This window comes from Psychrobacillus sp. FSL K6-4615, from assembly GCF_038008225.1.
Taxonomy (GTDB): domain Bacteria; phylum Bacillota; class Bacilli; order Bacillales_A; family Planococcaceae; genus Psychrobacillus; species Psychrobacillus psychrotolerans.
On record NZ_JBBOYQ010000001.1, the window covers coordinates 467,722 to 491,056 of the forward strand.

Here is a 23,335-nt window from a genome sequence, read left to right on the forward strand (position 1 = left end):
CTCCTTTTACTTATATTCCGAAGAGCGTCATCATAATCCAAGTTGACGCATAGAAAATCATAAATTGTACACCAGCGCCAATTCCAAGAATGCGATTTAGCAGACCACCAACTGCTGCCACTGTGAACGTAAGTACAATACCAACAAGTTGTGCTTCGTGGAAGGCAAGTAAACAAGCAAGTCCAATGAACATAGCAACAATAGCTTCTTGACTTACAAGCTTCATCACTAGTACAGAAGCTTTTCTTGCATAGTTCATAGAAAAAGGATAGGCGATTAACGAAGCGATAATGAGTCCAATTGCACCGTAAAGGAAAAATTCCCATGAAGTTAAATAAGTATGCAAATTATTTATAGGGTCGACAGTGAATACTGGTGGTGCATTAAATAATGGTGACCCTGGACCAAGAGCAACAGGACTTAGTGGAATCCCAAAAGCTATTAATGGGATGATTACTTCTGCGATATACGTAGACTCTGTTACCCCATTCATTACTGCTAAACTAGTAGTAGACTTCTTATAGGCACCTTTTGTACGGGAACCGACAATTTCACCCATTAGGGAAGTCATTCCTACAGGACTAAAAACAAAAGAAAGAGAAGAAATAAAAGTTGTAATGGAAGTGAATACTTGTTGTCTTCCAGTTAAAATTTTTAAAGGGTTCGGAAAGTATCCTTTCCACGTTTTTGTTTCAGGAGCCAGATGATATTCTTTAGCTTTATCTCTTTCAATAGTCTTTCTAGCGCTAGAGGAGGTCGCGAATAAAAGATCACAAAAAATTGGACCTATAGCAATTCCTAAAAAGAAACTGATAGATAAATGCTTATCGAGTATGCTAAAACTCACTAAATCTAAACTTTTAATAAAGAAAGCGAATGGAATAATCATTAAAACACTTACCCATTTACCTTTAGAGAAAAAGGCGATTAGAATAGCAGCTAGTGTAAAAATTATTCCTGTTGATGACTTGAAGAAGTCAGCGAATTGACCCAAAAACTGGCCTAATAGAACAGCAGTTGGTAAAGCAATGAATGCACCAATAATTCCACCTGAAATCATTTTCCTAAGTGCTATATGTGGCATACCCATTCTTCTTAAAGTGTTCGCATGATCTATTAATGGAACAGCTGTAGTATCACCGGGTATACCCATTAATGCAGTTGGTACGGCATGTGTAAGATGTTTTGCTAGAACTGCTGCCATAAAAAATGAAAAAACGGCAGCTGGAGGTGCACCAAGAAGGATTACTAACAAAGTAAGTGGGACCATAATAGCTGTCTCATCAGTACCAGATATTAATCCTATTAAAGAGAAGACAATCGCACCAAGTAATGCAAATAAAATAGCTGTAATTAGTAAACTCATTTCTTCTGCTCCTCTCTAAGTGCAAGAAAACTATTTAAAACTCCGAATTCTTCCAATTCTTTCTTAGTGATTGGATCATTTTCGATTAGTTCTAATTCTTCTAGAGGATCTAATTGTAAATCTTCAAAAACTTGTCTCATACTTTCAGAAGAAGTTTCTTCTTCAACTAATATTCTTTTTGGTTTAAAAAGAATGGAACAAAGTACTAAAGAGAAAACACTACCTAAAATCCCAATAAGCAATGAGTAAGAAGCTACCATACTTTCACTAGCGATAGAAGGGAGTAACCAAAGGCCAATATTGTAACCTCCTAAACTAATGCCTACGCTTATTAAAACAGCGAAAAGTAATTGATTTGGTAGAATTGTATCTCCGAGTATTTCTAAATATGTTTTTGTTTTTTTATTCAAATCAGTAGTTGGTGATTTATGGTTATTTGCCATCCTATTCACCTCTTTGAGTTGCTTTCGTTATTTCTAAGATACGGTCATATCTAAGGTCTTTCTCTTTGACAGCTTGTGCGACGATTCTATCTATATCTGATTTTTTTGCGCCAGCCATTACTGCTAAGTTTCTAGCATGTAAAGACATGTGACCTCTTTGAATACCTTCAGCAGATAAGGCACGTAATGCTGCAGCATTCTGTGCTAGTCCTGCAGCTGCTATACAACCTGCAAGTTCTTCAGCAGAGCTAGCTCCCATTACTTTAAGGGCAGCTTGTGCAACCGGATGTGTTTTCGTTGCTCCACCAACAATCCCAACAGCCATTGGTAACTCAATAGAACCGGATAAGTTGCCATCCGCATTTATTTCCCATTTTGTTAAAGATTTATATTGTCCAGATATAGAAGCATAGGCATGTGCTCCGGCTTCTACTGCACGAGTATCGTTTCCAGTTGCCAATACCACAGCAGAAATTCCATTCATTATTCCTTTGTTGTGTGTAGTTGCTCGATAAGGATCATAATCCGCAAATTCGAAAGCGCTTACAATGTTATCCACAACCTCTTTGCCACCAAGTGCCTCTGTTGAAAAAATTGCTCTTGCGCGAACAAGTCTAAGGTCTGCTAAATTAGATATTATTTTTAATACAACCTTACCACCAGTAATTGTCTCAATAGTTGGAGAGACTGCTTCTGCCATTGTGTTAACAGCATTTGCACCCATTGCATCTTTTGTATCTACAATTAGATGAATTACTAACATTATTTGAGAGTTGGTTGGAATAATATGAACTTCTATATTCTTTGCCCCTCCACCCAATGAAACCAATGTTGGATCTTGCACATTACAATAAGCTAAAATTTCATCTTTATGTTCAAAGATTTTGGCTTTTGCAGCATAAGGATCTGCTACATTTAATACCTGAATTTGACCACGCATGATTGTTCCACTCATTGACGTGAAAAAACCACCATGGTCATAACTTGCTTTTGCTGCATTACTAGCAGCAGCTACAACAGAAGGTTCTTCCGTAGCCATTGGGATAAACATATCTTTTCCATTAATTTTAAAGTTGGTTGCAATTCCAAGTGGAATGCCTATTTGTCCAATTACGTTTTCTATCATTGAGTCTGCTAAATCCATCGAAAGTGGATTCTCCCCAGATAAATGCTTTAACTGATCATCTGTTAAATTGCGACCTTCCGTAACAATATCAAATCTTTCTTTAGGTGATAAACGATAAAATCCTGGAACTCTTGTGTTTGACATGACATACACCCCTTATTTTTGTGTAATAGCATTCAACCTAGTTGAATGCTATTACACAAAAATACATTAATAATTATTACTTGTAAACACCAAATCTAAAATTTATTCAGAAATCGAAGTAAATTCAAAAAATAGAGAAATAATTATTAATGAGGACTAGTAAATATGAGAAAGGTAAAAATATGGGCAGTTCCATAAATTAAAGGGGGGTATTTTGTATAAAAAATGTCAGTACTTTTGCTTCCTTGTTCTTATCTGCAGAAATAAAAATATGAGGAGTGTTTCCTTCGAAATAAGCACTATCACCCTGTTCCAAGTAATGTAACTCACCATCATAGTAAAGGTTGATCGACCCGTTTAGAATATAAATAAACTCGTCTTCACTATGGGTAAATGGCGTTACATATTCAGCTTCAGGTAGGACGGTGACTATTACTGGTTCTACTTTACTAAAGCGAGGACGATTTGCGAGCGCTTCATAAGTATAGCCAATGTCTTTATTTCCAATTTTTAATTTTTTATCCTTGCTTTTCACTATGGATAATTTATTGTGAAGATTGGACTCTAAGAACCAAGACAAGGGAGTATCTAGCTCTTGTGCTATTTTTGATAGAGTTGCCACAGCAGGGGCGGCTTGTCCATTTTCTATTTTTGAAATATGACTTTTCGTAAGACTGCATCTTTCGGCTAGTTCTTGTTGAGTTAAAGTATTATTTAACCTAGCTTCCTTAACCTTTTTTCCAATAGTATGTTGAAGATAAATGGGACTCTCCTCCTAAATAATTTAAAACCTATAATAATCATATAATACATTAATTACTCTCATTTGTAATTCTTTCACCGGTAAATTTACAGCTAGATTATTGTGTGAATTTGTTCATTTACTGTAAAGAATTAAAATTTATCATATTAGTTCTTAGACTATTTAAGTAGTACAGAAATATTGAGGGGAAGAAGATAAGGGTCCTGATTTTAGCCGGGACCCATACATAGACTTCATGCATACTAAAGAATTTATTTATTCAATTTCCATACGGAATAATTCAGACCAAGTGCAAAGGTAACCCATCCTACATAAGGCATCATTAAAACTCCTGCAGTATTGTCCAATTTCTGAAACTCATACGCAGTTAACGCAATGGATGCTAGCATAAGGCAGATTTCTACAAGTGCAGCTCCTCGTAAGCCCCAACGGAAAAATAGGAATGACCATAAAAAATTTAAACCTAACTGTAAGTCGTATAAGGGGATAGCTGGTGTTGAGTCCGTTCTCATATCTTTCACCTTTTGGTCTACACGATATTTAGCAATTCCCATTGTTGCGTAAAGAGTGGTCCATACAATCGGAAAGACTGCCCCAGGGGGTGAAAATGAAGGCTGTTTTAGTTTTTTATATTTTTCTTGGGCATTTTTATTGGCCATCCAACCTGTGATAGAGCCGCCAACCACCGGTATAAGAATACTAAGTGCTAATTTCTTTTTGTTTATCCGACCATTCACTTGTAGTAATTCCATTTTACAACCTCCTAGTTCTATTTATTATTTCATTCCCTAAACACTCCGAAATAATCTATATTGGTAAAAATAAATAATTAGAAAAATTAGAATATGGTATAATTATCAAGGGAAATCTGACTAGGGGTGTATAAATGAGACTTAAAATTATTCATACTAATGATGTACATAGTAATTTCGAGAACTATAAAAAAGTAGTTACGTTAATAAATCAACATAAAGATGCGAATACAATTGTTTTAGATGGCGGAGATTTTGCTGATTTTAAAAGCATTGAGCTCCAAGGAACTAAAGGAATGGCAGCTATAGAGTTATTAGAAGCTGGTAGCTACGATGCGATTACAATAGGTAACAATGAGATGTTCAATGGAATAGATACTCTAGAGAATATGGCGAGTAATAGTCCTATTCCTTTTATAAGTAATAACTTGTATAAAAAAGATCGTTCTCATATAAGTGGTGTTAAATCTAGTGTTATTTTAGAAAAAAACGGGCTTCGAATTCTCCTTACGGGATCTTCTCCCGATATGGGAGTATTTAATGAAGGATTAGGTATTTATTTGACTGATTACACGAATGCTATAAAAGAAGAAATAACCAATAATGAAGGTAATTATGACATATGTATATTACTTAGCCATGTAGGTACTTTTGCAGATGAACTGCTTGCTAAAGAGATTAAAGAGATTGATATTATTGTTTCTGCACATGATCATAAATTATTTGAACAGGCACAGGTTATTAATAAGACATTTATGAATAGTGCAGGAAATTATGGAGAACATATAGGTATTATGGAAATAGAAATAGACGGTGGAACAGTACATCTTCTCCATTCACAGACTATCTCTACAAAGGATATACAAGAGAGTGAACAGATAGACTCTATTTTAAGGTTAAATAAAGAAAGAGCTGTAAAAGTTTTAAGTGAACCTTTGTATTCACTAGAACATTCTTTATGGCATGACGTGATGGAAGAGAACCCTATTTCTAACCTAATAGCTGACGGATTGAAGGATATGTTAGGTACAGAAATTGGTCTTATTAATAGTGGTATTTGTAATGCGGGAATATTTCATGAAATGACAGAAAAAAAACTTATAGAGATATGTCCTTCTCCGTTAAATCCAACTTCCTTTGAAATTCAAGGTAAGTATCTAAAAGAAGCTTTAGAGCAATCGTTAGATTCTCAAGTATGTCTGGCAGATGGAAGAGGTCCAGGATTTAGAGGACGATTTGTCGGGAGGCTGCATGCATCAGGACTTCAAATAGAACATGATGGGAAGCGAATTCATTCAATCTATGTAAATGACGAAATATTAGAAGATGATAAATGGTATTTAGTAGGTAGCTCTGATTATTTACAAAGAGGTTCTGGATATCCCTGTCTTGCGAACAATCGAAATGAAAAATACTTAGCAGAAGAAATAAAAGATGTTCTTCGTTTATATGGTGAAAAATTAGAATTTTGCGAGGAGTCTTTTAGTCATAAATGGAAAGAAGTCTCTAAAATAAGGGGATAGAAAACGTGGAACCTAAAAAAATTAGACAAATGGGAGTGACAATAGGAAGACTCCCTGTTGGGAAAAAGAACTGCATAACAGATGTACAAGATGTTAAAGTCGGACATATTACATTAGATAGCTCACTTGGAGGAGGAGAATATGCCTGTACAGGAGTCACAGCAATCTTGCCTCATGGGGGTAATTTATTTCAACAGAAAGTAGTTGGGGCGAGTTACATTCTAAATGGTTTTGGAAAAACCACAGGACTTATACAAGTGAACGAACTTGGCTTAATTGAATCACCTATCATGCTGACGAATACATTTGGTATTCCAGCGGTTGCGCAGGGAACTTTAGAGTATATGCTAGAAAGAAATCCTACAATAGGGGATTCTACTGGGACTATTAATATAGTGGTAGGAGAGTGCAATGACTGTAGGTTAAATTCAATTCGAAAGCTACCTATTGAACCGAAGCATGCGATTGAGTGTATTCAAAATGCTTCGTCAGAAACTTCACCTGAAGGAGCTGTTGGTGCAGGTAAAGGGATGATTTGCTTTGGTTATAAAGGGGGCATTGGCTCCTCTTCACGTATTGTTCAAGTTAGTGATGCAGTCTATACTATCGGTTGTATGGTCCTTAGTAACTTCGGAAGAAAAGAGGAATTCCAAGCTTCACGGTATTTGGTGAATGAAAATGTGAATGTCCCAAACTTTCCTGAGCCTGCAGATGGTTCAATCATGATTGTATTGGCAACAGACGCACCTTTAAGCAATAGACAACTTACTCGACTTGCTAAGCGATGTGGGGTAGGGCTTGGTAGAACTGGTAGTCATTTTAGTAATGGTAGTGGTGATATCGTCATAGCTTTTTCGACAGCTCATAAAATTCAACACAGTTTGGAAGAAAGTGTGGAGACAAGGCAGCAATTAAGAGATGATCATCCCATTATGAATGACTTATTCCAAGGAGTGGCAGAGGTTACGGAAGAGGCGATTTTAAATTCTTTGTCACAGGCCGAAACCACAACAGGGAGAAATGGAACTGTTGTATATCCGTACCCGTTTGAATGAATAAAGGCTGATCATCGTTATGAAGATCAGCCTTTTCAATAGTAGTGACTTCTCAAACCAGGTATTTGATAATAATCGATCGACCACAGCTCAAAATCGATTGATGTCCCTAAATAATCGATCGATCAACGCCGATAATCGATTGATGCCTCCGAAAAATCGATCGACCACTAAAAATTAGTCTTTTTTAAACTCTAGTTTTATCTTACCTTCAACAAAAGTTAAGCTCGCATCAAACTTTTGACCGTTTTCAGCTTCAAATCCCTTGATCACGTTTGTTTTTCCTTTAGTGCAAAGCAGTTTTATTTGGCTAGCGGTTATTTTTTTCTTTAAAAAGTAGCCATTAAAGGTCTGGGTGCAACCATTTTTGTATTCTGTACATCCATAAAAGCTCTTATGTGCAATGATGGACCCTTTTTGACATTTAGGACATGTTACTATTGGATCTCTCTTAAATTTAGAGTCATACTTTGAAGCCCGAGGCGCTAGCTTTATATTAATCTGCTTTGTTTTTAATTGGGTTGGAACCTCGTCCATCAAGCTTTGGATAAACTTAGCGATACTACCTAGAAAACGATCCATCGAGCCTTCTCCGTTTCCAATTTTACGTAAATAGGTTTCCCATTTAGCGGTCATAGATGGACTAGCGAGAAGATTACCTTCAATAGCCTGACAGAGGACGCGTCCTTTATCGGTTATAGAAACTATATTTTTCGTTACACTAATATAGCCATGGCGTTTTATCGTTTCTATAATTCCGCTTCGAGTTGCTTCTGTACCGAGACCTTCCACTTCTTTTAAGATTTCAGTTTCCAGTTTATCCTCTACAAGCTTCCCACAGGTTTTCATCATGGCAATAAGCTGGCCTTCCGTATATGGCTTCGGAGGCAGCGTTTTTCCTTCTTTTATACCAATATTACTTTCTACCTTTTCCTGTTCCTGTAGAGGTGGGAGAGGTTGTTCTTCTTTATCCTTAGTTGAGCGGGAGAATAATGCTTTCCATCCTTGATCTCGCTCCGTTTTTCCAGTAGTGAAAAAGGCTAAACCATTCACCTCTGTTGTAACCTTTGTTTCTGTATATAAGTAATCGGTATGAAACATACCCAATGTAGTACGGACAATCTCTTCATAGAGATTTCGCTCAATATTTGAAAGTCCTGCTAATTTCGCAGGCGTTGGGAGCTTCTTCGTTGGAATAATAGCATAATGCTCTTGAACTTTCGAGCTATCGACATATCGTTTTTTAGGAGCTAGTGAAGCTACTCCAAAAGGATGTCCAATAATTTGTTGATAAGCAGAAACCTGAGCCGCTATATAGGAAAATTCGTTTGGCGTAATATGTCTTGCATCAGTTCTCGGATAAGAAACTAACTTTTTCTCATAAAGACCCTGCATTGTCTTCAGTACATCTGCAGGACTCGTTTTCCATAATCGATTGGCGGTAGCCTGTAGTGTCGACAATGAATGAAGCTGAGGTGGTGGTATCCGCTTATCGACTTTTTCTATTGAACTAATTACTCCAGGAGAGTTAGGTTGAATATTATGTTGGGAAAGGAGTTCTCGAATCTTTTCTCTGTTGGAATCTTTCGCTTTTGCTTTCCCTTTATATTCCCCAGTTTCTGCCTGGAAAGTTGCCTCTATCTCATAAAAAGGCTCCGATACAAATTGTTCGATTTCTCTTTGACGTTGATATATCAAAAATATAGTCGGTGATTGAACTCGTCCTATAGGAAATACCTCTTTAATACCTTGTTGCTGCAACAGAAGTGAATATAATCTGGATCCATTCATGCCTACTAACCAGTCACTAATTTGACGAGCCTTGGCCTCATCGTATAATAAAAGATCTTTACGATTATCTTGTAAATTACTGAAACCCTTCAGAACTTCATCTACTTCCAATGAATTAATCCATAAGCGTTTAATCAATTGTCCACGTGCTCCACTTTGATTGTATATACTATAGAAAATATTGGACCCTTCACGGTCTACGTCACAAGCGTTAATAACAGTATCAGTAGATTTAAGTAATTTTTTTACTACGGAAAACTGCTTGAATTTCCCTTTGGCAACTTGAAATTCATAGCTATCTGGTAAAATAGGCAAACTAGCTAATGACCATTTATTCCATTTTGGATCATATGCTTTTGGTTCTTTAAGTTCAACGAGATGACCAATTCCCCATGTAATATAGGCTCCCTTTGGAAAAATAGGGCATGGATTAATTTCTATGTATCCTTCGTGACGTTTTACTTTAAAAGCATCTGCATATGCCTTTGCCTGACTAGGCTTTTCAGCAAGAATTACTGGCTTCATGACAAGACCTCTTTCACTGGTAAAAATGATAGTTCTACTATTATCGCATAGATTCAGAAGCATTTCTAATCAATGGTTAGGATAAAAGGTAAATGTAAACTATGTGGAATTTCCTTGGTTTCCTAGTAATTTAGAGTAAACATACAAGGATGGAAGTCTCTTGGTGTGCCCGAAATGTAAGTATGAGTGGACACTAGAATCAGCAAAAGAAGCTATATATACAAAAATAGTAGGGGTCAACGTTACGTGAATAATCGTTGACCAATACTTACTTTTGCTAGCCACTTGGGTCTGAGACACCTGTTAAAAGCTTCTCTTTTTCAAAAGCACTGATTGGATTTTTTAGAAAAAGAAATGGAACTGGGATAATATAATAGAAAATAGGATACATAAAATAACTGGAAATAATTGTAAAACCTTACTTAAAGGTGTCGCTTGCTTGAGATTCTTTAAAATAAAGTAAGTGCAAATAATCGTCGCTAGAGGAAGTAACCAGTTGACGAACAAGTGAATGCGTAAGGGCGATAAAATTTGGAAATTATCGGACGTAAAACGAACAAATAAGATAATTATATTTAGCGTTACAATAGTTCCTGTACTAGCAAGAATAGCAGCAGTAACGTAACCTTTTGATAATTTTCGAACTGGTTCTTTCCTCGCTTTTATGAATCTTCTAATGAAATTGAATAAGAAGAAGAGTGTATATAAAAAGAATGCCAGCAAACAAATCGAGATTAAAATCATATTAAAGGATACACGATCTATCGTTTTTACGGAGGTAAAATCAGAAACAATTCCAAAGGACATCTTAGTGACCTTTTGCTCGTTGTCTACCTCAAAAGCTAGTTGATTGGTATCCATACCCGATTTATCCAGAATGGTTTTATGGTTAATAACTCTTTCGTAAAAAAATGGGTTTGTCTCGGTATATTGAAAGGTCTCTTTTTCACCCGGTATTTTTACATCAATGCCGCCTTTGGCATTTTCACTTACTACAATATCGCCATTGCTAATGATAGGCAAAATACTTAGGAAGTTGGAGTAAATACCGCGTGCCATTCTATAAGTACCTTGTACAACCCCATCATTTTCACTCGGAGAAACTTGTAAGGGTTTCTCTGCTTCACCAACCAATGCTGTAATTAAATCTGTTCGAATACCAGTAGCTTCATCAGCGACATTGGTTAAAATACTTAATCCAAAGTTCTGATCAGGAACTAAAGCGAGTTGTGAAGTAAAGCCAACTAAGTTGCCGGAATGTTCAATTACACGATTATCTCCACTGAACCTCTCCCAAAAACCATGAGCAACTCCTGGTAAATTAGGGTTTACAGTGTATGTTTGTTCGTGCATTGTGCTTAGTGTTTCCTTTTGTTCAAATAACTGATATGTCCCTGTTTGGCTTTTATTTAAATGTGCAAGCATAAAATTGCCCATATCTTTTGCCGTTGTATTGAGGGACCCGGCGGGTGCATCATTTACATAAACTCTTTCCATTGGTACGAACTGATCTCCTTGCTTCTCATATCCATTACTTTTGTTGTTTAGAATGTTAGCCATATGATCATATTCTTGTTCGAAAGTAGAGTTTTCCATTTGTAGTTTTTCAAGAATTTCTTCTTGCATATATTCTGCAAAAGGTCGCTTGGATATCCGTTCAATAATGTAACCGGCTAACGATGTACCAAAATTAGAGTAAGAAATCACTGTACCAGGCTCGAAGACTTGCTTAGGCTGATTTTTATTTGTGAGGAAGTCCTTAAGAGGAATCAATTTTTCAGGCTGATATGTTAATAAGTTTTCCGCTTTATCCTCAAAGCCAGCAGTATGATTCATTAAATCAAGTAGTGTTATTTTCTTATTAAACTCTAAATTCAGGTAATCTTTAGGAAGGTATTCTTTAATGTCTTCATGTAAATCCAATTTACCTTTTTCTACAAGTTGCATGATGGCACTCCAGGTATAAACCTTAGAAACAGAAGCAGCTTCAAAGACTGTTTTTTCTGGGTCTACAGGTGACTTTGTCTCGATATCGGACTGACCGTATCCTTTTAATAAGACAAATTCTCCATCCTTAACTATGGAAATTGCCGCACCTGGAATCTCCTTACCAATATACTTATCCATGATTTCATCAACGGTTTTTTCAATATCCCTAACCAACATACCTGATGGAACAGTATTTTCACTTGCAAGTGAACGGATGGGTGATAATAACAAAGTAACAATCATTAATAATAAAAATTTTTTCATTTTTAATTCCTCCATTTTACTAATTTTGTAAGTCGATTTTTGGGGGAGAGACAAGTTAGATGAATTTTCTCTCCTGCTCTGACTTACCTTAGTATAAAAGAGGAAACTTTCTTTTATCTTACTAGATTCTTAAGAAATTCTTACGTAAGTTTTCCTAGCAAGTCCTACCGGATTAAAAGCTATTTTTTTACTACAAATAATTTGTGCTATAAAAAAACTCCTTCCAACATCCAAAGGAAAACGTGTACCCGTCAATAAAACGAGATAAGTGAAATAGAAACACTTTTGATCTTCTACAAAGAGTTAGAAAAAACATAGAAATTGACTGGGAGTTTATAGAAAGGGAAACGAGAGAGGGTACTGATTTTATAAAGCGGCCAAATAAAAGGAGTGTAAACGTGTGGATGTAAAGATGTATTTAAAGATTAGAATGCTACCGATAACATGAAAACTAATTTAGAAATTATTTTCGCAGGGAAGAACAATCTCACTATTAGGAATCACTGGAAATGAAGAACTGAACTTCTTAAAATATGGTGGTGCTTTGTAAACTGAATTTTGGCTACTAAATCAGTAAACAAAATCCAGATTACAGTTGAGTTTGAGGGCTTCTGGATCTAATACTTCAATGCAATTTCGAGATGTTTTAATGATTCTCTGGTCACGTAATTTTTTTAGGGAACGGGCAACCTCTAGCCTTGTTTCTCCAATAATCTCACCTATTTCTCGCTGGGTAAGGTTTATACCGATCTTGTTTAAGTAGTGGTTGTACATGTAAACGATATTGCAGGTCTTAACAAAGGCTGAATCATAGCTGAGGGTAACCGACTCATGCATAAATAGATTAGAGTGCATAATGACATAATCTAGCATAGTGATGCTAAGATCGGGATTCTCCTTCAGTGCTTGATAGAAATCCTTTGGTCGGATGCGAATCGTATTAATATCGGTGATTGCAGTTATCATAAAGAAATCAACATCAATATGGAATTTACCATTAATAGGTCTGCTTAAGGAGTAGGGGCAAATAGAACCTTCCCCGTGAAAGCAAATCGTCTTGCTGTCTCCTTCAATGTGGTTGACTGATAATTTAAAGATTCCACTTTCTACATAGTACAAGTATAAAGTATCAAGATTATTCGTTATGACACTGCCTTTCTCCAGTAAGTACTTCTCCCCAATTTCTAATAAGAGAGGCTTAAATTCTGTAAACTGATCCTCGAAAAAAAGATTGTTTTTTCCCACAATGTTCAATTCCCCCTCTATAAATTTTTCTGTGCAAATTGTAGTAATGACAATTGTTTATTACAAATGAACCTATAAAAACGATACTCATTTCATTCATTATACTAATTTTGCTCTCCAATATCTCTTTACTTTCGTAATTTATTGAATTAATAAAAAACAGATGTATCAAATGATATAGAAAACGCTTTCACAGTTTTGGTAATCTATAATTACTAAAACAGTTGAAGATAGCAAATGAAGGTTGCTTCACTTATATTGGCTAACTGCTAAAAAAGTATAGGAAGAAGGGATCAAATGGCAGTAATTTCTTTATTATTCCTAATTATTGTAATCGCAGTGGGAGTATACACGAAAAAAAATATAGGAATTATCTCCCTTGCAGTTGCAATAGTACTAGGAATGATAGGCGGGTTGTCTAGCAGTGAGGTTATCAGTGGTTTTCCTACGAGTCTATTTCTGAATTTGTTTGGGATGTTTTTCTTCTTTGCGATTGCACAAAATAATGGATCCTTGGAGCTTCTATCCAAGAAATTGTTTGTATCATTTGACCGTTATGCTATTGTGTATCCTCTTATAGTTTTTTTGGTAAGTGCTCTCATAACAATTGTCGATCCAGGTGGTTTGACTGGTTATGTGGTGTTACCTGCAATTACGATGAGTGTTGGTTACCAGATGGGCTACAATCCGATTATGATTGGCGTTCTGACCATCTTTGGAGCCAACGCTACGCTTATGACACCAGTCGGGGTATTTGGGAATACTGCGAACTTGATTGTCAATGATGCTGGCTTCCCTAATTATGCAACTCAAATTCTACTAAATGGTACAATCCTGTTCTCTATCGCCGGGATTTTAGTTTATATAGGGTTTCGCGGATGGAAGAGAAAACAACACGCTGAGGATATGTTGTCATTGGAAGATAATGCAGCACCAATAGACCTTCCAGCTTTCAATGGTCAACAAAAGTTAACCTTACTGATGCTGATATTGATGATTCTCTCCATTATGTTTTTAAATACCCATGCAGGACTTACAGCATTAGTTTTTAGTATAGTCTTGCTATTGGCTAAGGCTGCCGATGAAAAAGATGCTTTTGTCGGTGTACCTTGGGAAACAATATTCCTATGTATAGGAATTGGGAACCTCCTTAGTGTTATTGAATCGATGGGAGGCTTAACACTTTTAAGTAGTTTGTTATCTTCCATTTCTACAGAATGGACGGTGGCACCTTTACTAGGCATCACTTCGTCGATCATGTCCTTTTTCTCACTAGCAATTGCGGGACCTATTCCGACTTTAATTCCCTCAATTCAAGTGTTGAATTTTTCGACCGGTAATTCGTTTATGGATATTGAATTGATAAGTACAGTTATTAATGGTGGATTCACTGCTGCCATTAGTCCTTTGTCACTAGGTGGAGCAATGGTCCTGGCTGCTTATGGAACATTATTCAAACCTAGCGCTGAAGAAAGAACGAAAGTCTTTAATAAATTGTTCCTAGTGGCAATAGTGATTTCTATTATCGCTGGAATCTTGGCAAATACCGGTATATATAGAATAACTACTAGCTTGTAGTCTTGTTAGCTCAATAGGAAAATGGCTTTTTCTTAACTATATAATCCGAGGAGGAATAGAAATGAATAGAAGTATATTAAATGGTATGTATGATGTGCATGTACACTGTGGGCCATCCACAGCAAACAGAGCAGTGGATGCAGCAGAGATGCTGAAGTTGGCGGAAGAAGCCGGCTATGCAGGATTCGTAGTAAAGGATCACTATATTCCAGCACTTTTGGGAACGAAAATGGTAGAGAAGCATTTAGGAAATGGCACCTGTAAGGTTTACGGATGCCTTGTTCTGAATAATGCAGTTGGTGGCCTTAATGTCGATGCTGTGGATAAGGCCAGACAAATGGGCACGGCAATGGTTTACCTTCCAACCGTTTCTTCTAAAACCCATATCGACGGACACAAGGAATCTGGATTTGTTGGCGGAGCAGGTACTTCGGATGTAGAGGAAGAACCGATAGTTATTGCCGATGAAAATGGAACTCTTAATCCTAAGGTTGTAGAAGTAATTCAGTACTTGGCTAAGCATGATATGGTATTGGCAACCGGACATGGCAATGAAATCGAAGTGGAAGCTACAGTCAAAAAAGCATTTGAACTGGGGATGAAACGTGTCTTGGTAACACACCCGCATTATCAGGTTGGAGCAAGCATTGATGATATGAAGAGATGGGCGGACATGGGTGCTTATATTGAGATTAACGCCTGTGTGTTTAAAGATAGTGGATCGAAAGTGGAAGCAGTAGTAGATCTGTCCGTGGCGAAAGAGATGATAGATGCCTGTGGTGTGGACAGTATAATTATTGATACAGATTACGGTCAGGCCGCTAATGGCTCGCCGGTAGAAGGAATGTATAATTTCGTCAATGCTTTAGAAAAACAGTTTGGAATCACCGAAGAAGAAATTAACATCATGACTAAAAAGAATCCGAAAAAATTGTTCGATTTCCAATAAAGACAAAAAGTAACAGGGTAAAATAATAATTTAAAACAGGAGGAACTATAAATGACAAAAATTGATTACGGTAATCTGGACAATCTACCTTGGCAATTTGTAAGAGAAGGCATCACGCGGAAGGTATTCGGAATGGGTGCAGAACATATCAACGCCACAATCAATAAAGTTGAAAATGGGAATGAGAAGAACCCGCATATCCATGAAGAAAATGAGCAGATTGCGCTTATTTTAGAAGGTGAATGTGACTATTATGTAGATGGTGTGCCTTACCGCATGACCAAAGGATCTTGGATTACAGTTCCGGCCGGTGTGGAGCATTATATTTCTGTCTACGACAGCCCTGTACCGGTGCTCAACATGGATATTTTCTATCCTTTAAGAGAAGAGTACAATGAATCCTACGGTAAATTCATAGAAAACTACCGTAAGTAAATACGAATCTATGCTTGGCTGAATATCTACAGTGGTTAAAAGGAGAGAGTTTTCATGAAGATGCGTAATTTGGTCAAAGAGAAGCTAGAGAGGAAAGGGCATGTTTTAGGTGCGTTCGTTGCTTCAAGCTCACCGACTAATGTAGAGATTTTAGGACTTAATGATTTCGATTTTGTCCTTATTGATATGGAGCATGCTCAAACCGATATGGAAACCACAGTGAATATGATACGAGCTGCGGAACTGTATGATATGGCACCGCTCGCTCGCGTTTATCATCCAAATGATGGTCCTATGATGTCCAGAATGCTGGATGTGGGTATTCATGGTCTGATGATCCCCATGGTGGAAACTAAAGAGCAAGCACAATATATTATTGAAAATATGAAGCTTGCACCTCTTGGAAAAAGAGGGATAGGCGCTGGGCGTGGACCAAGATGGGGTTGGTATGAGGATTATAACAAAGGTGAAGTGAACGATAATACCTATGTCATTATGCAGTGTGAAACTCTAAAGGCTGTCGGAAATATTGAAGAGATTTGTCAGACACCAGGTCTCGATTGTATCTTTATTGGAACTGCTGATTTGTCACAGGATATGGGTTGTTTTGGTGACAATAACAACAATGAGTTACAAGTTGTGATCAATAAGGTACTGGATACCTGTAAGAAGTACAATATTGTACCCGGCATCGTTGCTGGAACGGCGGAAGACGCGGTAAAACGAATTCAACAAGGTTTCCAATTTGTTACTATCATGAATGACCTTGGATTTTTCAGAAGCCAAACTAAAAATGAAATCGATACAGTTAGAAAAAAACTTCATTGATATATTCAGTCCAATCCCTAAATGTCCTTTCAGGTTTTGGAAGAAAAGAAAATTAAAATTTAAATGTTGGTACCCATCGAATTTAGAATCGTATGGGTCCTGGCATTTTTTACTTTGTCGACCATAAGCGCAAGAATGAGGACGAAGTAGGCGCAAACTCCTTGTAAAATGAATGTAAACAACCATTAGGAGGAGTTATAATGAATCTCATTCAGGAATTCAATAAATTACATTCATCAAAAGAAATATTATTTTTAGGTAATGCATGGGATCTGTTATCCGCTTTAACTTTAGAAAAGGTGGGTTTTAAAGCAATTGGTACAACAAGTTGGGGAATTGCGAACTCATTTGGATATGCTGACGGAGAATTAATTGATTTTGAAAGACATCTTGGAGTTATTAAAACGATTACAGCAAATGTGAAAATACCTGTTACTGCAGATATTGAGGCAGGCTATGGAGAAGATAAGGAAACAATTGTTGAAAATGTATTAAGGACGGCAGATGTTGGGGTTGCTGGCATTAATATTGAAGACTCACTCAAAAAACAAATGGGGCTCAGAACAATGAAAGAACATTGTACTCTTTTATCAGCAATCAGAATGGCATTAGATAATCATGGCTATCAAGATTTTTATATTAATGCTAGAACTGATACATACTTTCAAACAGAAAACCCTTTCTATGAAACAGTAAATCGTGCAAAGGCCTATGTTGAGAGTGGAGCTAGTGGAATATTTGTCCCTGGAATGATTGACTATGACGAGATTAAAGAAATCACAATGGCCATACATGCTCCAATTAATGTATTGTCTTTACCGGAACTTACAAATTGTCATGTACTGCAGGAATTGGGAGTGCAACGTTTTAGCTTTGGTAATGCCCTATCTGATAAAATCATTTCCTTTTTAGACAGCAATGCTGCACAATTAATGGAGCTACAAGATACTTCATTGTTATACGATTACTGACCTAGAAGGGTGTGGAATTCAATGGAGGATATACTTAATCTTTCTTTTGATGAAATGTGGGATAAAGTCATGGCTTGCGATCAAAAGTATGATGGATTATTTTTTACGGCAGTAAAAACCACTAAAATATACTGTCGGCCATCGTGTAAATCTAGAAAGCCGAAAAAAATAAATGTAGATTTCTATTATGACATCAATAAAGTTGAACATGCTGGTTTTCGTGCTTGTAAAAGATGTCAGCCAGAAGTTGACCATTCCCCGCGTACTGAACTAGTCAGAAATGTAACCGCCTTCTTAATTAATCATTATAAAGAAAAGTTGGTATTACAGGACATTGCGAATAGCGTCGGTGTTAGTCCTTTTTATCTGGAGCGTTTGTTTAAGCAGGAAACGTTAGAAACTCCGCGTACTTACTTGGAGAAAATAAGAATTGATAAAGCAGCCTATCTTCTTTGCAGTGCAAATCTATCAAATCTTGAGATTTGCTATAAAGTTGGATTTCAAAGTCCTTCAAGTTTTTATAAGGCGTTTCGTCGTTTGAAGAATTGTTCACCAAGTGAATATCGAATTCTTGCGAAAAAGGAGCTACTGTAATGCAATGGAGCAATCACGGAACGTTTATTGAGATATATCCACCGAAGGAATTCAGTTTTGATGAATGCCTAGTGTTCTTGGGTAGGTCCCAAGAAGAAGTGTTACATCAAATTAGAGATGAGATACTATATAAGCTGATTAAAGTAAATGGAGAATTAATCTTGTGTAGAATCGGGTTTGCTCAACATGTAATTCATGTAGATTTTCCCTCACAACCATTGTCTATCACCAGTCATGAAGAAATAGCATCGTATATTTGGGAATGGTTTGATTTGGATCAGGACTTGAGCCTTTTTTATGAGGTTGCTAAACAAGACAAGGTATTACAACAAATTCACAAGAGATATTACGGGTTACGGATGATGTGTATACCAGACTTATTTGAGGCGTTGACTTGGGCAATAATGGGGCAGCAAATAAATTTAACCTTTGCGTACAAATTAAAGCAACGTTTTGTTGAACACTTTGGGGAGTGCCTTACCTTTGAAGGGAATACTTTTTGGCTATATCCAACATATGAAAGAATTGCGACTCTAAGCGTAGAGGAGTTAATAACACTACAATTTACTGTTCGGAAGGCTGAATATGTAATTGGAGTTGCAAAAGCTATGACAAATGGAGAATTAACAAAAGAAATGTTGCTGCAAGAACCAACGTATGAGCAAGCAAAAAAGTCGTTACTGGGGATAAGGGGAGTAGGACCATGGACAGCGGATTATGCGCTGATGAAATGCTTACATCAATCATCTGCCTTTCCGATAGCAGATGTCGGACTTCATAATGCTTTAAAGGTTCCATTAGGGCTTAATCGTAAACCGACAATAGAGGAAATTAAAGAAGTAGCAACAAATTGGCAAGGTTGGCAAGCGTATGCCACCTTTTATCTATGGAGGTCTTTATATGAATAAATTAGATTACAAATCTCCAATTGGCATAGTAGAAATAGTGGGAACAGAGGAAGTAGTTAGTTCTATTATGTTTATTGAAGGGGATGAAGTGAGTAATACAGTAAACTCTGAAACCCCACAGGTTTTAGTGGATTGTTCTATTCAACTGGACGAATATTTTAAGGGTGAGCGTCATGTATTTTCATTTCCTTATAACTTTGAGGGTACAGAATTTCAAAAAAAGGTATGGACCGCTTTGACAACGATTCCATACGCTGTAACCGGGTCCTATAAAGATATTGCCACTGCCATTAATAATGAAAAAGCTGTTAGAGCAGTAGGAACCGCCAATGGCAAAAATAGATTAAGTATTATCATTCCATGCCATCGAATTATCGGATCAAATGGAAGACTAACAGGCTATGCAGGTGGTTTGTGGAGAAAAGAGTGGTTACTTCAGCATGAGAGGTCTTTTAAAAGGGAAGAGTAAACCGAAGGATATTACAGTGAAGCTTTACGAATTTCATTGAAAATGCACGACATGTTTTGGGTAAGAAAAAATATTTGCTCGATTAGTCAATTGGAAAGTCTGAAGTTTAAGTCATGAATTCCGTACATAATACATTAACAGCATATATCGCTTGATCCATTTACAAGTGTTCATCACCAGAACGCCAATTAGTGAATAAAATAATTAAAAAACCCATTCCTATGAAGGAATGGGATATACTTCGATTATTTAATTATGAGCAATGATTACTAGTTTACCTTCATCTAATTCTTTTTCAGCTGCTTCTGCTTCTTGCTTAGAAATACCGGCAGCTTCCATTTTGTTACGAAGCTCGTCTCCTCGAGAAGTGAACATGTTTTTAAATGATTGTAAAAAGCCTTGTTCTTTCATCCCAACATCTGAAGTGTCTAATGCATCATTGATATCGTCGGCTCTTTCTTTAAAATGGGCGAAAATATGAATATTGTCTCGAACGTATCCTTGTGTTTCAAGTTTTTCAATTTCTTGTTTTGCTTGAACTGCATTTTCAACTGTTAGTTTGACTGTCATGTATAATTCCTCCATTTTTGTTAGTAATGTGTTCTAGTATATATTTACCCGATAATAGGGAGTTTAAACAAAATAGCGTGGAATGAATCCAAATGTGTGAAAGAAATGTATGGTTTTGATATGCTTAAAAGAAAAAGAGAATGGATGTTATAAGATGGACAATAAAATAGATCAAGTAGCTAGCTTTAAAGCAGCAATGGGAAATTATCCTACAGGAGTTACAGTAGTGACAGCTTTTAATAGTGATGGGAAGCCCATGGGATTGACTGTAAATTCTTTTGCCTCAGTTTCGTTAGATCCATTATTAATATTATGGTCTATTGATAAGCGAGTATACTCATATGAAGAGTTTTTAAAAGTAGATAAGTTTACAGTAAATATTCTAGCTGCTGACCAAGGAGATATATGTAATTTATTTGCTAGTAAAGTGGAGGATAGATTTGCAGAGTGTGAATGGAACAAATCAGAATTGAATTTGCCGGTGCTTTCTAACTCGTTAGCAACACTAGAATGTAAAGTATTTAACAAAGTAGAAGCTGGTGACCATACAATTATGATAGGCGAGGTTCTTCATATTCAAAATGCAGCAAAAGAGCCTTTACTGTACCACCGCAGAAATATTGGTGCGATACCGACAGAATTTTATAAATGATTATAGACAAAAAGGATATCCAGATGGATGTCCTTTTTATGTTATAGCTTGAAAATCCAAAAATATTATTGCTCAAGAAGGGGTTATTTAGCCTTTGTCCAAATTAAATATTCCTAGGAATCTTCTTTAGCCTGCAAAATCCCGAAGCTGTCAGTAAAAGTAAAGGTTGTACAATGTTGCATAGTGGTGGAAATCTCTACATTCACGTAGTTAGAGGTTTAGTTTTGGGAGCAGATGGAGAGTATTTACTTAAAGGGATATTCTCCAAAAATGTTGTTGGTGGCTATATAGTGTAACGTTATTTGACTAAGTTTATATTCTCGAAGAACTAGTTGATGTAGGAGATTAACTGCTGCTTTTTTAAAGTAAAATTAGTGCAGTGAGTGATTTTAGATGAAAGAAGGACAGAGAGTTCCATTTTCTGTCCTTTTTCATTTAATTTAATGGAAGGGGATTTTATATGGCTAAGGAATCAATGGTGTCTTTAACAATACACCATTATATTTGGATCATTCTCTTTTGCATTTTCGGTATATTATTTGCTATTTATATATTAATCGCAACTGGGAATAACCCACCACTCGTTGTGTTTATTTTATCTGCTATTGGTACAGGAGGGACTGGTGCTATTATAGGTGGAATTATAGGGAATAGTCTTGTCAATTTTCACAAAGCATTATTCAAGGTGCAAGGACAAAAGAAACGTTAAAATATATTGGGATCTTAATAAAGGGGAGTATAGGTAGAGGCTAAAAATAATTCCTTATGGAAAATCAATTGATCGTATTTAGCTAACATGTCCTTTTATTTTTAATTGTAATTAAATTTCGTTATGCAAGTGAATACAAATAAAGAAATCAGTAGCGTAAGTATATGACAGAGAGTAAGTAAAAAATCTCTCCAAAGTGTAGTACTTGGGAGAGATTTGGATACATCAAATATAAAAAAGCTTAAACAGTATTTCTCTTTGTGGTACTTGAAGTGTTTCGAACTTTTGTAGAAAAGCTTCTTTGTCATAAGCGACGTGATGGATGGTTACATTTGGTTTGCTTGAAGTAAAATCTAATACTGCATATGGTGCGGTATTTCCTTTAGACACTCCAAGAGCTCCTGGATTCAGCATTATCTTGTTGTCCATTTGGAATAAATGCTCGGGATGATTATGCCCAAAGCAGATGATATCCGCCGGATATTCACTGAACATACTCCACGTATTTTCTAATGTAGGTTTTAAAATAGGATGAAAAGGCTCCTCTCTTATATTAGCTTCTAAGAGATGTGGCTCGATATGATAGTGAATTCCCAAAAGGCGTGTACCATTAACTTCTTTCGTTATAACTCGTGGGAGTTGCTCTAGTCGTTGGATATTTTGATGGGATAGTTGATTTGCAATCCACTCATGATGTTCACGTGTATGCTTGTAGCTCTCGGGATGTCCCTCCCCTGAAATAAGGGCTAGTATTGCTTCATCATGATTTCCGGTAATCATTCGAACATCGGAGCGGTCAAATAGTATATTTAGAACTTCGTTCGTATCTGGTCCCATAGCAATCATATCCCCCAGACACCATATTTCTTGCACATCTGTTTTAGTATCTATTTCGTTTAATACTGCTCGTAATGCGAGTTCATTTCCATGTATATCCGTTAAAATAGCTACTTTCAAAAAATCACTCCTACAACTTATTCTGCCGGCTCCGTTTTTTCTTTCTCTTTCTTTTTATGGTGTTTCAAATATTTCACTAAATAATAAATAAGGATAGTCGCAAAAATAACACCGAAAATGACATACTCATCTACATCCGATGAAAGTATTCCAACGGGAATCAATGCAAGAACAAAGAAATATAAGAAGTTCCCAATTGCAGTAGCTATTGTGAAAGGTATTATACGAATTGTACTTAGTCCAGACAAAATATTTATAAGACTAGTTGGGATAAATGGAAAGAGTCTACCTTGAAGTACGTAGGCAAAACCATTTGCATCTACCTTATCTATTAAACCTTTGTTGAATTTCTCGATAATAATTTCTTGGAAAACATAGCGAACCCCATATAACACAATAACGGATGCAATAATACTCGTAAACCAACTCCACAAAAAGCCATTTATAAATCCGAACAATGTGATATTGATCGTAATCACGAGAATAAGTGGAAATATAGTAAATGAATTTTGTATGATCATGACTAGTGCCATAAAAAATAGTGCATAGCCGATATTTCTTTCTAGAAAGAGTTGGACCTCATCTATATCTCCTTGTAATAAGGACGTCACAATATCTTTGTTTAATAAGACGAAAACTGAAACTAATAGCAAGGCGCCCCAAATAATCCATTGTCTTTTTGTAAGATGTTGAATTTTATTCTTCATTTGTTAACGTCACCTGGTCCTT

At 36.4% G+C, this 23,335-nt stretch carries 23 protein-coding genes and 2 pseudogenes; 14 read left to right on the forward strand and 11 right to left on the reverse strand.

The genetic code is table 11. The features are described 5' to 3' along the window. Positions 1-10 precede the first annotated feature (10 nt). The 5 genes from MKX53_RS02285 to MKX53_RS02305 all read right to left on the reverse strand — a co-directional run bounded on the left by MKX53_RS02285 (position 11) and on the right by MKX53_RS02305 (position 4,594). Complete coding sequence (locus tag MKX53_RS02285) at positions 11-1,366, reverse strand: tripartite tricarboxylate transporter permease (protein WP_340908746.1); 1,356 nt, start codon at positions 1,364-1,366, stop codon at positions 11-13. Then, positions 1,363-1,809, reverse strand: coding sequence for a hypothetical protein (locus MKX53_RS02290; protein ID WP_340908747.1), 447 nt, complete (start codon positions 1,807-1,809; stop codon positions 1,363-1,365). The genes MKX53_RS02285 and MKX53_RS02290 overlap by 4 nt, the downstream gene beginning before the upstream one ends. Position 1,810: 1 nt before the next feature. Beyond that, positions 1,811-3,079, reverse strand: a complete 1,269-nt coding sequence (locus tag MKX53_RS02295; protein WP_340908749.1) for a hydroxymethylglutaryl-CoA reductase, degradative — start codon at positions 3,077-3,079, stop codon at positions 1,811-1,813. 199 nt (positions 3,080-3,278) lie between these two features. Then, positions 3,279-3,842 (reverse strand): helix-turn-helix domain-containing protein, encoded by a 564-nt coding sequence (locus MKX53_RS02300; protein ID WP_093536035.1) that lies wholly within the window; start codon positions 3,840-3,842, stop codon positions 3,279-3,281. 251 nt (positions 3,843-4,093) lie between these two features. Next, the gene (locus MKX53_RS02305; protein ID WP_340908750.1) at positions 4,094-4,594 is read right to left on the reverse strand and encodes a TspO/MBR family protein; all 501 of its coding nucleotides are present in this window, start codon (positions 4,592-4,594) and stop codon (positions 4,094-4,096) included. Between the two features lie 134 nt (positions 4,595-4,728). On the opposite strand from MKX53_RS02305, the gene MKX53_RS02310 reads away from it, so the two are divergent. Together MKX53_RS02310 and MKX53_RS02315 are read left to right on the forward strand one after the other, a co-directional pair. Further along, a complete protein-coding gene (locus MKX53_RS02310) occupies positions 4,729-6,117 on the forward strand; it encodes a bifunctional metallophosphatase/5'-nucleotidase (RefSeq protein WP_340908751.1) in 1,389 nt (462 codons plus the stop codon). A 29-nt stretch (positions 6,118-6,146) separates the two neighbouring features. Beyond that, on the forward strand, positions 6,147-7,172 hold the full coding sequence (locus MKX53_RS02315; RefSeq protein WP_340913214.1) for a DmpA family aminopeptidase: 1,026 nt from the start codon (positions 6,147-6,149) through the stop codon (positions 7,170-7,172). Positions 7,173-7,349: 177 nt separating this feature from the next. Here the strand turns inward: MKX53_RS02315 and MKX53_RS02320 are convergent, their stop codons facing one another. Continuing rightward, positions 7,350-9,488, reverse strand: coding sequence for a type IA DNA topoisomerase (locus MKX53_RS02320; RefSeq protein ID WP_340908752.1), 2,139 nt, complete (start codon positions 9,486-9,488; stop codon positions 7,350-7,352). Positions 9,489-9,627: 139 nt separating this feature from the next. Here MKX53_RS02320 and MKX53_RS19670 point away from each other — a divergent pair. Next, positions 9,628-9,738: pseudogene (locus tag MKX53_RS19670) on the forward strand (hypothetical protein); the annotation flags it as partial. Positions 9,739-9,830: 92 nt separating this feature from the next. Here MKX53_RS19670 and MKX53_RS02325 read toward each other — a convergent pair. Further along, a complete protein-coding gene (locus tag MKX53_RS02325) occupies positions 9,831-11,741 on the reverse strand; it encodes a serine hydrolase domain-containing protein (RefSeq protein ID WP_340908755.1) in 1,911 nt (636 codons plus the stop codon). Between the two features lie 208 nt (positions 11,742-11,949). Here MKX53_RS02325 and MKX53_RS02330 point away from each other — a divergent pair. Continuing rightward, positions 11,950-12,105: pseudogene (locus tag MKX53_RS02330) on the forward strand (MarR family transcriptional regulator); the annotation flags it as partial. A gap of 206 nt (positions 12,106-12,311) precedes the next feature. Here MKX53_RS02330 and MKX53_RS02335 read toward each other — a convergent pair. Continuing rightward, positions 12,312-12,986, reverse strand: coding sequence for a Crp/Fnr family transcriptional regulator (locus tag MKX53_RS02335; protein WP_093536027.1), 675 nt, complete (start codon positions 12,984-12,986; stop codon positions 12,312-12,314). Positions 12,987-13,283: 297 nt separating this feature from the next. Here MKX53_RS02335 and MKX53_RS02340 point away from each other — a divergent pair, with 297 nt between their 5' ends. From MKX53_RS02340 to MKX53_RS02375, 8 genes are all read left to right on the forward strand, one after another. Then, positions 13,284-14,564, forward strand: coding sequence for an SLC13 family permease (locus tag MKX53_RS02340; protein WP_340908757.1), 1,281 nt, complete (start codon positions 13,284-13,286; stop codon positions 14,562-14,564). Positions 14,565-14,625: 61 nt separating this feature from the next. Further along, on the forward strand, positions 14,626-15,513 hold the full coding sequence (locus MKX53_RS02345) for a DUF6282 family protein (protein WP_340908759.1): 888 nt from the start codon (positions 14,626-14,628) through the stop codon (positions 15,511-15,513). 51 nt (positions 15,514-15,564) lie between these two features. Further along, positions 15,565-15,948 carry a cupin domain-containing protein gene (locus tag MKX53_RS02350; RefSeq protein ID WP_340908761.1) on the forward strand — a complete coding sequence of 128 codons (384 nt, stop codon included), beginning with the start codon at positions 15,565-15,567 and terminating at the stop codon, positions 15,946-15,948. Between the two features lie 54 nt (positions 15,949-16,002). Beyond that, complete coding sequence (locus MKX53_RS02355) at positions 16,003-16,776, forward strand: HpcH/HpaI aldolase family protein (protein WP_340908763.1); 774 nt, start codon at positions 16,003-16,005, stop codon at positions 16,774-16,776. A 200-nt stretch (positions 16,777-16,976) separates the two neighbouring features. Further along, positions 16,977-17,747: an isocitrate lyase/PEP mutase family protein gene (locus tag MKX53_RS02360; RefSeq protein ID WP_340908765.1), complete on the forward strand. Its 771-nt coding sequence runs from the start codon at positions 16,977-16,979 to the stop codon at positions 17,745-17,747. Between the two features lie 21 nt (positions 17,748-17,768). Then, on the forward strand, positions 17,769-18,341 hold the full coding sequence (locus tag MKX53_RS02365) for a bifunctional transcriptional activator/DNA repair enzyme AdaA (protein WP_340908766.1): 573 nt from the start codon (positions 17,769-17,771) through the stop codon (positions 18,339-18,341). Beyond that, entirely contained in the window at positions 18,341-19,249 is a 909-nt protein-coding gene (locus MKX53_RS02370) for a DNA-3-methyladenine glycosylase family protein (protein ID WP_340908769.1), read from the forward strand. Before MKX53_RS02365 ends, MKX53_RS02370 begins: the two co-directional genes overlap by 1 nt. Beyond that, complete coding sequence (locus MKX53_RS02375) at positions 19,242-19,718, forward strand: methylated-DNA--[protein]-cysteine S-methyltransferase (protein ID WP_340908771.1); 477 nt, start codon at positions 19,242-19,244, stop codon at positions 19,716-19,718. Before MKX53_RS02370 ends, MKX53_RS02375 begins: the two co-directional genes overlap by 8 nt. A 249-nt stretch (positions 19,719-19,967) precedes the next feature. Here MKX53_RS02375 and MKX53_RS02380 read toward each other — a convergent pair whose 3' ends face one another. After that, the gene (locus tag MKX53_RS02380) at positions 19,968-20,288 is read right to left on the reverse strand and encodes a general stress protein (RefSeq protein WP_093536009.1); all 321 of its coding nucleotides are present in this window, start codon (positions 20,286-20,288) and stop codon (positions 19,968-19,970) included. A gap of 154 nt (positions 20,289-20,442) precedes the next feature. Here MKX53_RS02380 and MKX53_RS02385 point away from each other — a divergent pair, with 154 nt between their 5' ends. Both MKX53_RS02385 and MKX53_RS02390 read left to right on the forward strand, forming a co-directional pair. Continuing rightward, positions 20,443-20,940, forward strand: coding sequence for a flavin reductase family protein (locus tag MKX53_RS02385; RefSeq protein WP_340761375.1), 498 nt, complete (start codon positions 20,443-20,445; stop codon positions 20,938-20,940). A gap of 460 nt (positions 20,941-21,400) precedes the next feature. Beyond that, a complete protein-coding gene (locus MKX53_RS02390; protein ID WP_340908773.1) occupies positions 21,401-21,649 on the forward strand; it encodes a hypothetical protein in 249 nt (82 codons plus the stop codon). A gap of 225 nt (positions 21,650-21,874) precedes the next feature. Here MKX53_RS02390 and MKX53_RS02395 read toward each other — a convergent pair whose 3' ends face one another. Further along, the gene (locus MKX53_RS02395; RefSeq protein WP_340908776.1) at positions 21,875-22,606 is read right to left on the reverse strand and encodes a metallophosphoesterase family protein; all 732 of its coding nucleotides are present in this window, start codon (positions 22,604-22,606) and stop codon (positions 21,875-21,877) included. 17 nt (positions 22,607-22,623) lie between these two features. Then, positions 22,624-23,313 carry a TVP38/TMEM64 family protein gene (locus MKX53_RS02400; protein ID WP_340908778.1) on the reverse strand — a complete coding sequence of 230 codons (690 nt, stop codon included), beginning with the start codon at positions 23,311-23,313 and terminating at the stop codon, positions 22,624-22,626. Between the last annotated feature and the right edge of the window lie 22 nt (positions 23,314-23,335).